The sequence below is a fragment of the Acinetobacter sp. ANC_7511 genome, assembly GCF_056779975.1.
The window spans coordinates 92,398-104,543 of the sequence record NZ_JBWYIY010000011.1; the positions used below are offsets into that span (position 1 = coordinate 92,398).

General features: G+C 39.2%; 11 protein-coding genes. 5 read left to right on the forward strand and 6 right to left on the reverse strand.

Features of this window, described 5'->3' with window-relative positions; all coding sequences use genetic code 11:
• Window positions 1-14 precede the first annotated feature (14 nt).
• Both AC1M9L_RS09145 and AC1M9L_RS09150 read left to right on the forward strand, forming a co-directional pair.
• Window positions 15-728, forward strand: coding sequence for an ABC transporter ATP-binding protein (locus tag AC1M9L_RS09145; RefSeq protein ID WP_481591956.1), 714 nt, complete (start codon window positions 15-17; stop codon window positions 726-728).
• Window positions 725-3,211 (forward strand): ABC transporter permease, encoded by a 2,487-nt coding sequence (locus AC1M9L_RS09150; RefSeq protein ID WP_481591934.1) that lies wholly within the window; start codon window positions 725-727, stop codon window positions 3,209-3,211. Before AC1M9L_RS09145 ends, AC1M9L_RS09150 begins: the two co-directional genes overlap by 4 nt.
• A 31-nt stretch (window positions 3,212-3,242) precedes the next feature.
• On the opposite strand, the gene AC1M9L_RS09155 is transcribed toward AC1M9L_RS09150, so the two are convergent.
• Window positions 3,243-4,055: a rhomboid family intramembrane serine protease gene (locus AC1M9L_RS09155; RefSeq protein ID WP_481591935.1), complete on the reverse strand. Its 813-nt coding sequence runs from the start codon at window positions 4,053-4,055 to the stop codon at window positions 3,243-3,245.
• A gap of 76 nt (window positions 4,056-4,131) precedes the next feature.
• Between AC1M9L_RS09155 and mtgA the strand changes: the two genes are divergently transcribed.
• Complete coding sequence (gene mtgA, locus AC1M9L_RS09160) at window positions 4,132-4,806, forward strand: monofunctional biosynthetic peptidoglycan transglycosylase (RefSeq protein WP_035266660.1); 675 nt, start codon at window positions 4,132-4,134, stop codon at window positions 4,804-4,806.
• 124 nt (window positions 4,807-4,930) lie between these two features.
• A complete protein-coding gene (gene ppk1 / locus AC1M9L_RS09165) occupies window positions 4,931-7,009 on the forward strand; it encodes a polyphosphate kinase 1 (protein ID WP_035266707.1) in 2,079 nt (692 codons plus the stop codon).
• Window positions 7,010-7,060: 51 nt separating this feature from the next.
• On the opposite strand, the gene oxyR is transcribed toward ppk1, so the two are convergent.
• The 4 genes from oxyR to rubA form a co-directional block, all read right to left on the reverse strand.
• Window positions 7,061-7,966 (reverse strand): LysR family transcriptional regulator OxyR, encoded by a 906-nt coding sequence (gene oxyR, locus AC1M9L_RS09170; RefSeq protein ID WP_035266662.1) that lies wholly within the window; start codon window positions 7,964-7,966, stop codon window positions 7,061-7,063.
• Between the two features lie 16 nt (window positions 7,967-7,982).
• Window positions 7,983-8,918, reverse strand: coding sequence for an alpha/beta fold hydrolase (locus tag AC1M9L_RS09175; protein WP_092766881.1), 936 nt, complete (start codon window positions 8,916-8,918; stop codon window positions 7,983-7,985).
• Between the two features lie 61 nt (window positions 8,919-8,979).
• Window positions 8,980-10,158 carry an NAD(P)/FAD-dependent oxidoreductase gene (locus AC1M9L_RS09180; protein WP_481591936.1) on the reverse strand — a complete coding sequence of 393 codons (1,179 nt, stop codon included), beginning with the start codon at window positions 10,156-10,158 and terminating at the stop codon, window positions 8,980-8,982.
• 79 nt (window positions 10,159-10,237) lie between these two features.
• Entirely contained in the window at window positions 10,238-10,402 is a 165-nt protein-coding gene (rubA, locus tag AC1M9L_RS09185) for a rubredoxin RubA (protein ID WP_000760495.1), read from the reverse strand.
• A 492-nt stretch (window positions 10,403-10,894) separates the two neighbouring features.
• Here rubA and AC1M9L_RS09190 point away from each other — a divergent pair, with 492 nt between their 5' ends.
• A complete protein-coding gene (locus tag AC1M9L_RS09190; protein ID WP_035266671.1) occupies window positions 10,895-11,431 on the forward strand; it encodes an adenine phosphoribosyltransferase in 537 nt (178 codons plus the stop codon).
• 31 nt (window positions 11,432-11,462) lie between these two features.
• Here AC1M9L_RS09190 and AC1M9L_RS09195 read toward each other — a convergent pair whose 3' ends face one another.
• Window positions 11,463-11,975 (reverse strand): YqiA/YcfP family alpha/beta fold hydrolase, encoded by a 513-nt coding sequence (locus AC1M9L_RS09195; RefSeq protein ID WP_179997703.1) that lies wholly within the window; start codon window positions 11,973-11,975, stop codon window positions 11,463-11,465.
• Window positions 11,976-12,146 lie beyond the last annotated feature (171 nt).

The following is a 12,146-nucleotide window of genomic DNA, read 5'->3' on the forward strand; positions in this document are numbered from 1 at the left end:
CAACTTCTTCAATCATGCCACAAGCGTTAATTTCTGCACAGCAATTGACACAAACGATACAGATCCAACAAAAAAAGTTGACGATTTTTGAGAGTCTAAATCTACAAATTTATTCTGGCGAGCAAGTCGCAATCACAGGCAGATCGGGTTCTGGAAAATCTACATTGTTGGGAATTCTGGCGACATTAGATCAGCCAAGTTCAGGAACATTGTCGATTAATGGTATAGCAGTTGAGCAATTAAGCGAAGAGCAACGCGCTCAAATTAGACTTGAAAATATTGGTTTTGTATTTCAATCCTTTCAGCTTTTACCTTCTTTATCTGCGCTTGAAAATGTCATGTTACCGCTGAGAATTCAAAAGAATTTTGATTATGCCAAAGCAGAACAACAAGCCCTTTATTGGTTGAACAAAGTGGGTTTAGATCGTCAAAGTACTCAAACACCTAAAGTACTGTCTGGGGGAGAACAACAACGCGTAGCAATTGCACGCGCTTTAATTGCTGAGCCCAAAATTGTATTTGCGGATGAACCAACGGGAAATTTAGATGGGACGACAGCCCAGGAGATTGAACAGCTTTTATTTGATTTGAATCGGGAGCTGGGCACTACATTGGTTTTAGTCACCCATGATCAAAAGCTAGCACAAAAATGTGAGACGCATTATGAATTGATCGATGGTCAATTAGAAAAAGTGCAAGGCGCTTCAGCTTCTGGAGAGCGTGTATGAGTGCGCTATTCAAACCTTTGTTGAAGCAAAGTTTTGCTAGCACAGGGATTTATTTGCTCATTTTTGCATTGAGTCTCGCGATTAGTGCGACAACCGCTTTAAAGTTCAGTAATGATCAGATTCAACAAGCTGTTTCATTGCAGGCTGCTAAGCTTCAAGCTGCTGATCTAGTGTTGAGTGATCAATATCCGCTCAATGAAAAATTTAAACAGAAGGCGAACCAACTCAATCTACAACAGTCCCAAGTGACGGTTTTTGGTTCAATGGCACATACTGATGAACAATTTGTCATGGTGAATGTCAAAGCGATTGAGTCCAATTTTCCGCTACGTGGTGAACTCATTATTCAACCTGATCAGACTGCTATTCGGTCAGAAGAGGTATGGCTGAGTCAACGTGCTTTAGATTTATTAAATGTCAAAATAGGGGAGAGGGTTCAAATCGCAGATGCGAGTTTTACAGTCACAGGAGTCATTGAAAAGGATTCTAACCAAGAACTCGGATTTTCAGCCTTTTCACCTACAGTGATCATTTCACAATCTGATGTTGCGGCAACCAATGCGATTCAGCCTGGAAGTCGTATCGAATATCGTCTGCTTATGTCTGGTGAGCCGAATAGACTTAATGAGTTTACGGCTTATTTTGATCAGCTCTATCCTAAAAAAATGATTGAACCAAATGCAGATGATCAGCAAGCAATGGAAACCCAAAGCTCAATTCGCTTGAGAACTGCGGATGAGGCGAATACCCGCTTGATGCGTCCAATTGAAAATCTAGATACTTTTTTACAGCTTGCAAACATTCTTACAATTTTACTGTGCGGTATTGCAATTGCGTTGACCAGTCAACGGTACGTTCAACAAAATCAAGATCATGTTGCTTTAATGAGATGTATGGGGGCTGCAAAGTTCCAAATTCTTAAGAACTATATTGCATTGCTTATGATTGCCGTCGCAATTGCGATGTTCATCGGTACTGGGTTAGGGATTGGTCTAGGCTATATTTTATTGCAGTTTATGTTGCAATTAATTCCGCATTTAGACATCCAATTTAGCTTGTTTGATTTGGTTTTGGGTCCTTTGCCGATTGCAATATTCACCAGTGTCATTGTGATGTTTGGATTTATTGTCCCAAGTTTGATGCAGCTCTTAAATACGCCTCCAATTCGTGTTATCCGTGAGGATGTTAAATCTACGCGTTCTCTCTTGACCTTATTGGGAGCGGGAGCTGTAAGTCTTATTTTATTTTGTATTTTGCTCACTCAAAATATACAGCTCTCATTGCTCGTTATCGGTACGATCCTCGCATTGTGTGCAAGTATGTTCAGCATAGTTTGGTTGCTATTAAAGATGATCAAATCTTTGAAAAATAGATGGTCAGCCTATGTACGTGTACCTAATCAAACAGCATTTCAAATTACTGCACTTGCATTAGGTCTGAGCCTGATTACAGTTCTTGTAGTATTAAGGACGGATCTATTAGATCGTTGGCAGCAACAGTTACCTGAAGGTACGCCAAATCAATTTATTTATGGTCTTCCTCCATTTGAAGTTGAGCAATTTAAAGCTCAGATCGAAAAAGAAGGTTGGCCAAGTACACCCTTGTATACGAATATCCGCGGACGCCTAATTAAACATAATGGTCAGCCATTTTCGGAATCATTAAGAGCGCAAAATAACTCACTCAGACGAGAGTTGAATTTGACTCAAGCTCAAGGCTATCCAGAAGATAATGTCATTGTCAGTGGGCAGCCACAATTGCAGCAGGTGGGAGATGTTTCTGTTGAAGCAAATCTTGCTGAAGAGTTAGGGATAAAAGTGGGTGATCAACTCAGCTTTAGCTTGCCAGAAGGTGAACTTCAAGCCAAAGTTGTAAATTTAAGAACAGTCGAGTGGGAAAGCTTCAGTCCAAATTTTTTCTTCATTTTTGCACCGAATACGATGGATGAAAATGCTGGAAGTTATTTAGGAAGTTTTTTTGTACCTCAAGATGAAAAATCCAAGTTGGTCAATCTGATTCAGCAGTTCGCAAATACTGTATTTATCGATGTTTCCTTAATTTTAGAGGAAATTAAAAACTTAGTATCTGTTCTGGTTCAGATTATTACCATTCTTGCGCTTCTCGTCAGTGTTTCAGGTTTTTTGGTGTTGATTGCTTGCATTAATTTATTGATGGATGAGCGAAAGCGAGAAGTCGCGATTTTAAGATCATTTGGCAGCTCAAAATCCAATTTGAAAAATATGCTGAGTTTAGAAATTGGATTTATCGGCTTTATGGCTGGCTTAGTATCGTGTTTTTTTGCTGAGGTCATCAGTGCGATCGCCAGTTATAAAATGGATCTCGCAATACAACCGCATTGGGAAATCTGGGTGATTCTACCTATGAGCATGATGATCTTATGTGCGCTGATTGGTCGTTATCGTTTAAGCTACTTAACTGAGATTCCTCCATTAAAAAGCTTGCGCGAACTCAATCAATCATAAAATTTATGAGGTCTAAAAAATGCAATTGGAATTAATACGCCAATTGCATTTTCATTTGCTGCAACATTTCAGCCCAAATGGGTTGTATTCCGCTCACTAAGCCTAAGTTATATTGATACATGAGCCAACATAAGAAGATGCCTAGAGGAAGTACCACGATGGTGGTGGTGAAGCCTAGTCTAGATCGTTGACCGATGTACCAACATAAAGCCATGACTGCACCCATCAACATTCCACCAATATGCGCTGCATTATTTATTCCAGGGATCATGAATCCCATACCAATATTTAATGCCAAGATGATCAGCAACGATTTACGATCAAAGAGAAATTGTTGTTGTGGTAAAGGGGGAAAAAGAGATAAGAGCGTTAAAGCACCACCTAAACCCATAACGGCACCTGATGCACCTGCGGATACACGTGGAAATAAATCATGGTTGACATGCTCCAATAACTCGTAACTATTCCGAATATCAATCAGTCCACTGATCAAGCTTCCCATAATGCCTGCTAATAGATACAAGCCTAAAAAATAAACGTGTCCAAGTGTTTTCTCAGCGACATTGCCAAAGATATACAATGCCCACATATTGAGCATTAAATGAATAAGACCAAAATGAAAAAATGTACTGCTGAAGATTCGGAGGGGTTCCTCTAAATAAGTCAGCGGTGCATAATCAGCACCCCAGCGCAAAGCATCTATTGTTGCTGGGTTTGATATATCCACCCCGCTAAAGATTTGCCAGATAAAAAGTCCAACATTCAGTGTAATGATTAAAAACGTAATCTGACTTAAGGGTAGACGTGATTGGCTTTGAAATTGGGGTGGTTGCATTTCAGTCATGTCATTGTATTCTGTGATAATGATATGGATTAAGGTCAAGCATGTACTACGCTAACAAAAGGAGCAACACACTGACATGAAAGCATTTATTGTTCGAACTTTATTGGTCATTGTCAGTATCATCCTTGTAATTCAACTATGGATTTTTTCAAGTCTTGCATGGTGGAGAACCAATGCTGTTGATACAACGATGCTCATGCGTTGGACATATTGGACCGACAGTTCGAAGCCTATTCAGCATCAATGGCGTGATTATGAGAATATCAGTGATCATCTGAAACGTGCGATTATTGCAGCTGAAGATGCTAAATTTATGCAACATCATGGCTTTGATTTTGACGGCATAAAACATGCTTTGGAAAGAAATAAAGAAAAAGAACAAGTGGTTGCGGGTGGATCTACCATTTCCCAACAATTATCCAAAAATCTATTTTTATTTAATAAGCGTTCTTTTTTACGTAAAGGACAAGAGGCGGTCGCTACTGTCATGATGGAGCGTATGTGGTCAAAACAACGCATTCTTGAGGTATACATGAACTCCATTGAATTTGGAGATCATATTTTTGGTGTGGAAGCTGCAGCACGTCATTATTTTGGAAAATCGGCAAGCAGTCTAACACGTGAGCAAGCCGCATTTTTGGCAGCGATCTTGCCGAATCCGCGTTATTATCAACACCACCGTCAAGATCGTAAACTCAAAAATAAACAGCGAATTATTTTGCGTTACATGAATGCTTCAAGAATTCCGTGAAATGTAATTGTCTAAAAAACTTTCGTGAGATCAAAAATGCACAGTGATCATGTGCATTTTTTATGAAATTGTCATAAATTTGAAGCATACTTAAGACAGATCTTTAGCATGCAGGTTTTGTGGTATGAATACCGCGATGACAAATACTCCAACTGAATATACTTATAATGAACGATATATCAATCGTGAACTTTCAATTTTAGATTTTCATCTTCGTGTTTTAGAACAAGCGGTTGATCCATTGCATCCATTGCTTGAGCGAATGAATTTCTTATTGATTTTTTCAAGAAATATGGACGAATTCTTTGAAATTCGTGTTGCGGGTGTTATGGAGCAATTGGAGCTCGGTAATGAAAGCCGTAGTCCAGATGGGTTAACACCAAAGCAAGTTCTTGAGAAAATTTCACAGACTGCGCATGCTGCAATAGAGCGTCAATATCGTATTTTGAATGATGAAATTTTTCCAAAATTACGTGAAGAAGATATCTGCTTCTTACGTCGTGGAGAGTTGACACCTGCTCAATCCCAATGGATTAAAAAATATTTTCAGGAACAAGTTGCGCCAGTACTTACTCCAATTAGTTTAGATCCAGCACATCCATTCCCGCGTTTAGTCAACAAATCACTCAACTTTATCGTCACGCTAGAAGGCAAAGATGCTTTTGGACGACAGATTGATTTAGCCGTTGTCCCTGCGCCACGTTCTTTACCACGTGTGGTTCGTTTACCTGACGAGTTAACCGATGGTAAAGAACACCACGTGATGCTGTCAGCGATTATTCATGAGCATGTCTCTGATTTATTCCCAGGAATGACTGCGACAGGTTGCTATCAATTCCGTGTGACGCGAAATGCGGATTTAGCCCTTAATGAAGATGTCGAAGATTTGGCAAAAGCATTAAAAGGGGAGTTAAACTCTCGTCGATTTGGACGTGCTGTCCGTTTAGAAGTGACAGAAAATTGCCCAAAACATATTTATGATTACCTTCTCAACGAATTCGACTTGCATGAAGAACAATTATATAAAGTTGATGGACCTGTGAACTTGGCACGTTTAGTGTCTAATTTTAAACGTCCGCATTTGAGATATGACTCACATACGCCGGTCATTCCTAAAGTATTAAAGAAGTCTGAAAATGTTTTTTCTGCGATGAAGAAACAGGACATTCTTTTACATCATCCATTCGAATCATTTGCTCCAGTTATTAATTTATTACGTGAGGCAGCACGAGATCCACAAGTTTTAGCGATTAAGCAAACATTATATCGAAGTGGGCCTGATTCTGAGATTGTTCAAGTGTTGGCTGAAGCTGCACGTAATGGTAAAGAAGTCACAGCTGTCATTGAACTTCGAGCGCGATTCGATGAAGAGTCAAATATTGCGGTAGCAAATGTTTTGCAAGAGGCTGGTGCTGTGGTGGTTTATGGCATCGTAGGCTATAAAACACATGCAAAAATGATTCTCGTTGTGCGCCGTGAAAATAATAAATTGGTTCGTTATGTGCACTTAGGTACAGGGAATTATCATGCAACCAATGCCCGGATCTATACCGATTACGGATTGATGACAACGGACAAAGAGCTTTGTGAAGATGTGCATCGTATATTCCAAGAGTTGACTGGAATGGGCAAAATGGCAAAATTGAAGAAATTACTTCATGCGCCATTTACGTTGCATACACAGTTAATTAGTTATATTGATGAAGAGATTGCTCACGCCAAAGCGGGTAAGCCAGCTCAGATTATTGTGAAAGTGAATGCGCTGACTGAAGTGCAACTGATTAATAAACTTTATGAAGCATCACAAGCTGGTGTGCAGATTGATTTAATCATACGTTCAATTTGTTGTTTAAGACCAGGTTTGCCAGGGCTTTCTGAGAATATCCGTGTGCGCTCTATCGTTGGACGATTCTTAGAGCACACACGTGTGTATTATTTTGGAAATGCAGGGCAACCACGACTGTATTGTTCAAGCGCAGACTGGATGGATCGTAATTTATTTAATCGTGTTGAAGTTTGTTTCCCTGTTGAGGATCCAACTTTGAGAAAGCACATTTATCAACATGGTTTATTGAATTATATGAAAGATAATCAACAAGCTTGGTTGTTAAATGGTGATGGAACTTGGTCACGTGCGCAATGCGATGAAGGTGAGACTCCTCATAATGCGCAACATAAATTGCTTGAACTCTTTAAATCTTAAATGATTTTTATAAAAAAAGGAGCCAAATGGCTCCTTTTTTGTGATGACTTATTAGCAAATATCAGCAGTAATGCGCTGTAGAATTTGTAAAAGGACATCAAATTCGCTTTGCAATGGCGTACTTTTACGCGTCACTAATGACAGAATGCGTGAAGGGGCATTCTCAATTGGTCGGATCACCAATTGATCATTATTTTTCAGCATATGTGTATTTACCGCAATCTGAGGTAGTAATGTAAAGCCCAGATTAGAACTCACCATTTCAACCAAGGTTGGTAATGAGCTCGCTTTAAGGCGATGATCATTCTTGCGTTCACCGATAGGGCATACACTTAAAGTATGGTCTCTTAAGCAATGACCTTCTTCAAGCAACATGAGGTGTGTCAAATCAAGGTCTTCTAGAGATTTAGCTTGCGCCGTTTTGTGGTCAGCTTTGTTTGCAACTAAGTACAAACTCTCTTTCGCAACTTCAGCGACTTTTAAGCCACGTGTGTCGAATGGGAGCGCTAACATGATCATGTCTAAATTGCCATGTTCTAGCTTTTCAACCAAATGTTCACTCTGTGCTTCATGAAGATGTAGTTGAATTTTAGGCAGCTCTTTATGAACTTCTTCTAACAATTGCGACAAAATAAATGGTGCAATCGTTGGAATAATTCCTAAATGAAGATCACCAGTAAGTGGTTCGCTCATCTCACGGCTCAGTCGCATGAGATCTTGAGCATCAGCAAGAAGGACACGTGCTCGTGCAACCACTTGCTCACCGAGAGGGGTTAAACGTACATTTTGGCGATCACGTTCAACGAGAACGCCACCCAATAAACGCTCGAGCTCCATAATCCCGCCAGAAAGCGTAGACTGAGTAACGAATGAGCGACGTGCTGCTTCTGTAAAATGCAACGTCTCAGACAGAGTCACGAGATATGACAGCTGTCTTAGGGATGGTAATGCAGCCATAGTGTCCTAGTGTTTATCATTTAAAATGTTTTGCAAACAAACCACTCAGTTGTGGGATGAAATGCGCAGGAATATCATGCCCCATTCCTTCGATTAATTCAAACTTTGCGCCTGATATTGCTTTTGATACTGCCTTGCCGTGGCTAAAAGGGAGTAGACGATCCTTTGAGCCATGTACAACCAGTGTTGGCTTTTGAATTTGCTTATCGATAGAAACTAATGAGCCTGTACATAATATTGCTAAAAACTGTTGAAGTACACCCGCTGGATGATAACTACGCTTATATAATTTACGCGCGTTTTGAATAACTTCTAATTGATTGACGTAACCAGGTGAACCAATCGTCTGAATGACTTTAATACTATGATTTACAATACCATCTTCATCATTCGATGCAGGGCGACCAATAAGACTAAATAATTGTTTTGGAAATGGTGGCGGAAGAAATGGCTGATTATTACTGGTAAATAATAATCCTAGTTTATCCACTTTTTCTGGATATTTTGCTGCCAATATCTGAGCGATCATTCCCCCCATTGATGCACCAATAATATGCGCTTTTTCAAGACCTAATCGTTCAATGAGTAACGCTACATCTTCAGCCATATCATATAAATTGTAAGGAGAGCCTTGATTTCCTAGACCAAAAGCAAATCGACCCATAAGTTTAAATGTATTGAGGCGAGGTCCCTTGTGCTTAATTTTTGTTGAGAGGCCAATATCTCGGTTATCGAAACGAATGACTCTGAAACCTTGGTCTATTAAAGATTTGCAAAAAAAATCTGGCCAAAAAAGCATCTGCGCACCCAGTCCCATGATGAGAATAATCGTAGGATGTTCAGCCTTGCCTCCAACTTCAATATGAAGGTCGATCCCATTGCCTAGACTCACTTTACTTTCTTGCATGAATGGAGCATAAGGTGAAACTTGATATTCTAGTGCGTTATTCATTTTTATTGTGTCCAAACTAAAAGGGTACTTTCATTTGAAAATACCCTAAATCTTTGAATAATTAAACGGCAGCTGGAATTAAATCTGGGACCAGTTTGGTCAATGTTAAACGTTGCTTCGCTGCTGTTGGTCCAAGTAGCACAAATCCACGAAGCGTTGATTCTTGGTCAAGTGCTTTAGCAATCATTCCGTCATCGAGTTCTTCAGTTTCCCAAGTTGCCTCTACACCTTGAGGTACAGGTAATACAGTCAGTGGTGCAGCAGGAGTTTTCACTGCAACTGGCATCGCTGGATAATGAACTTGTGTATTTTCACCAGACAATGTTTTAGCTAAAGCACGTGCTTGTTGCATAATTGGCATGACATACGGAAGCAGTAAACCATTTACTTCTGCACAATCACCTAATGCATAAATATCGGTTTTATTGGTTTCCATTAAAGTGTTAGTCACAATCCCACGGCTGGTATGGATTCCTGCTTCTTGTGCAACTGATGTATTGGGTTGCAGGCCAACAGCAGAAAGAACAACGTCAGCTGTAAAGCTCTGTCCATTTGCAAGCGTTACGGTATAGCTTTCGTCTGAGTTTTTACTTACCCGATCTACGGTGGTACTTAATGCAAACTGAATACCTGTTTCTTCAAGATTTTGCTGGAAAGCATGTGCAACGTGTTCTGGTAGAAGGCGACCCAAAGGTTGTGGGGCAAGATCAATCACAGTCGCTTGATGACCAGTGTTCTGTAAATCGTTGGCAAACTCACACCCAATGAGGCCTGCACCTAAAATGACAACACGCTTGTCTTGTTTAAGGTCGAGCTTAGAGCGAAATTCACGATAATCAATCAGTGAGTTAACTACATGAATATCATCAGCGCCATCACCTGAAATGGCTAAACGAATAGGGTTAGCACCTACAGCTAATATTAATTTGCTGTATATAAGGTTTTCAGCTTGTCCATCTTTTGTGTAGGTCAATTGATGTTGATTTGCAGAAATTGAAGTTACAGTCGCATGATGAATAATTTGCATATTCAATTGCGCAGACATTTTCTCAGCATCACCTAAGGCAATTTGCTCTGGCGCTTTTTTACCTACAAGTGCATTAGATAAAGTTGGTTTTGCATAGTTCACCGCATCATCTGAGCAAATCATAACAAGTGCTTGTTCAGCATTCAGTTTGCGAAACTCTCGCGCTAATGTGTAACCTGCCATGCCAGAGCCAACAATGATGATCGGTTGCATAGTACTCTCCAATACTGATAATTTTTTTAGTAAATAAGAAAAAAGACCATATCAAAATGGTCTTTAAAGGAAATCTGTATTAGATTTCAATCATTTCAAAATCTGCTTTTGATACGCCGCAATCTGGGCAAGTCCAATCATCTGGAATATCTTCCCATTTAGTGCCTGCAGCAATGCCATCTTGTGGCCAGCCTTCTGCTTCGTCATAAATCCATCCACAAACGATGCATTGATATTTTTTCATTTGATTCTCCAAAAAATACTGACAATTCCATTTATTGGTGTCAGCCAAAATCTTTCTCACACCTAGACTCGAGTGATATGAATTTTTATCGTTCATATTCAAGCAAATTTTTACGCAGTTCGAGGTGGAAAGTAAAGTAAATAACGGAGTTTAGCTGACTAAAAGAGAAGCTGAATGGCAGATTAGGACAAAACGCATGCTAATTATGCTAATGCATGATAGGACTGAGCATTAAATCTTTGAAATATTTGCCAAAATTATATGTATTATGATTTAAAAAAAATTGTCAGACTTTTGTCGCGTATTGATTTACTAGCTATTCATATAAAATTTATACTGTTTGTGTTTTATACTTGTTATTTAATTAAAAAATGGTTTATTAAAAATCAATAAGTTATATTGGTTGGTATTTTTTCTTAGCTCATGTTTGCTATATTTTTTGTCAATAATTCGTTAAAATTCACGCATTCTTTTGTCTAATTTTTATCTCCTATGTCTACTTCTTTGTCTACATCATTGTGGTCACACATTCGTACGGTCCAAGATTTTCCAAAACCAGGAATTTGTTTCTTTGATTTAACTCCTTTGTTCATGCAGAGCATTGCACCTTTAACTGACGCCTTAATCGAAAGTATTCCTGCGGAGCAATTGGCAGAGGTAGAGAGTTTCGTTGCGGTTGAAGCACGTGGGTTTGTTTTGGCGAGTTTGTTGGCGCAACGTACTGGTAAGGGGTTGTTGTTGGTTCGTAAAGCTGGAAAATTACCACCACCAGTAATTGGTGTGGGCTATAGCCTTGAGTATGGCATGGACCGTTTAGAAATGTCTGCGGATGTACAGGCTCAAAAAGTGATTATTGTTGATGATGTATTGGCCACAGGTGGTACATTAAAAGCAGTTAAGCAATTGATGGATAAATGTCAGCACACTGTTTTAGGGGCGAGTATTTTCCTTGATTTGCCAGACTTACACGCGGATTTAGGAATGAATATTTGGTCTGTTTTGGACGATAAATCAAAACCTCAAATTTAAGTCGAAAAGCCTTGTGATTCACAAGGCTTTTTTAATGTGATTGATGATTTGAGTGGCTGACTAATCCGATCAGGTAATTCAGGCGATCAGGGTTTTCCAGTTGATGACGGCCACCAATAATACTTTCAACGTACATGTATGGCTCTAATAAGTCAGAGGTACTATGCATATCAATCAGTTCATCACCAAGTTCGATATAAGCGATTTGAGATGAGGTTTTGGATTGAAGCTCCTCAATTGTAATCGCTGGATAATCAGGATCAAAAGATGGCATTAGGCTCGGATTTGCAATCACAGCAGGAAGTTGAAATCGATTTGACATCTTTAATGCCCAGTAACCACCTAGACTATGTCCTACTAAAATGTCTGGTTTAATTTTCTCGATCATATCGATATAAAAACGTTCAACAGCAGCGTATTTTAAATTTCGATAATCAACATTAATGCAATATTTATTTTTAGAAAGAATTGCCTGAAACTTGGTAGATTCTCTTGAAGAATCTAATCCATGCATAAACAATACTTTAGGCTCTTGAGTGTTCATAAGTCATCATTAAATCCATTCTATTTTTTATGATTGTTGAAAGTATACTTTTCCACAATTTATAGGATGATTGTAGAGTGCTGTATTCAAAGTACAACTTAGCTTTTGGTCTAAGAAATGTTCAGACCTAGACTTTAGTGGATGAAATTAAGCGTTTTTCAAATGGCTGAT

Excerpts from the sequence above, each read along its gene's own strand:
- AC1M9L_RS09145 (WP_481591956.1), top strand. The coding sequence starts at position 15 with ATGCCACAAGCGTTAATTTCTGCACAGCAATTGACACAAACGATACAG.
- AC1M9L_RS09150 (WP_481591934.1), top strand. The coding sequence starts at position 725 with ATGAGTGCGCTATTCAAACCTTTGTTGAAGCAAAGTTTTGCTAGCACA.
- AC1M9L_RS09155 (WP_481591935.1), bottom strand. The coding sequence starts at position 4,055 with ATGACTGAAATGCAACCACCCCAATTTCAAAGCCAATCACGTCTACCC.
- mtgA (WP_035266660.1), top strand. The coding sequence starts at position 4,132 with ATGAAAGCATTTATTGTTCGAACTTTATTGGTCATTGTCAGTATCATC.
- ppk1 (WP_035266707.1), top strand. The coding sequence starts at position 4,931 with ATGAATACCGCGATGACAAATACTCCAACTGAATATACTTATAATGAA.
- oxyR (WP_035266662.1), bottom strand. The coding sequence starts at position 7,966 with ATGGCTGCATTACCATCCCTAAGACAGCTGTCATATCTCGTGACTCTG.
- AC1M9L_RS09175 (WP_092766881.1), bottom strand. The coding sequence starts at position 8,918 with ATGAATAACGCACTAGAATATCAAGTTTCACCTTATGCTCCATTCATG.
- AC1M9L_RS09180 (WP_481591936.1), bottom strand. The coding sequence starts at position 10,158 with ATGCAACCGATCATCATTGTTGGCTCTGGCATGGCAGGTTACACATTA.
- rubA (WP_000760495.1), bottom strand. The coding sequence starts at position 10,402 with ATGAAAAAATATCAATGCATCGTTTGTGGATGGATTTATGACGAAGCA.
- AC1M9L_RS09190 (WP_035266671.1), top strand. The coding sequence starts at position 10,895 with ATGTCTACTTCTTTGTCTACATCATTGTGGTCACACATTCGTACGGTC.
- AC1M9L_RS09195 (WP_179997703.1), bottom strand. The coding sequence starts at position 11,975 with ATGAACACTCAAGAGCCTAAAGTATTGTTTATGCATGGATTAGATTCT.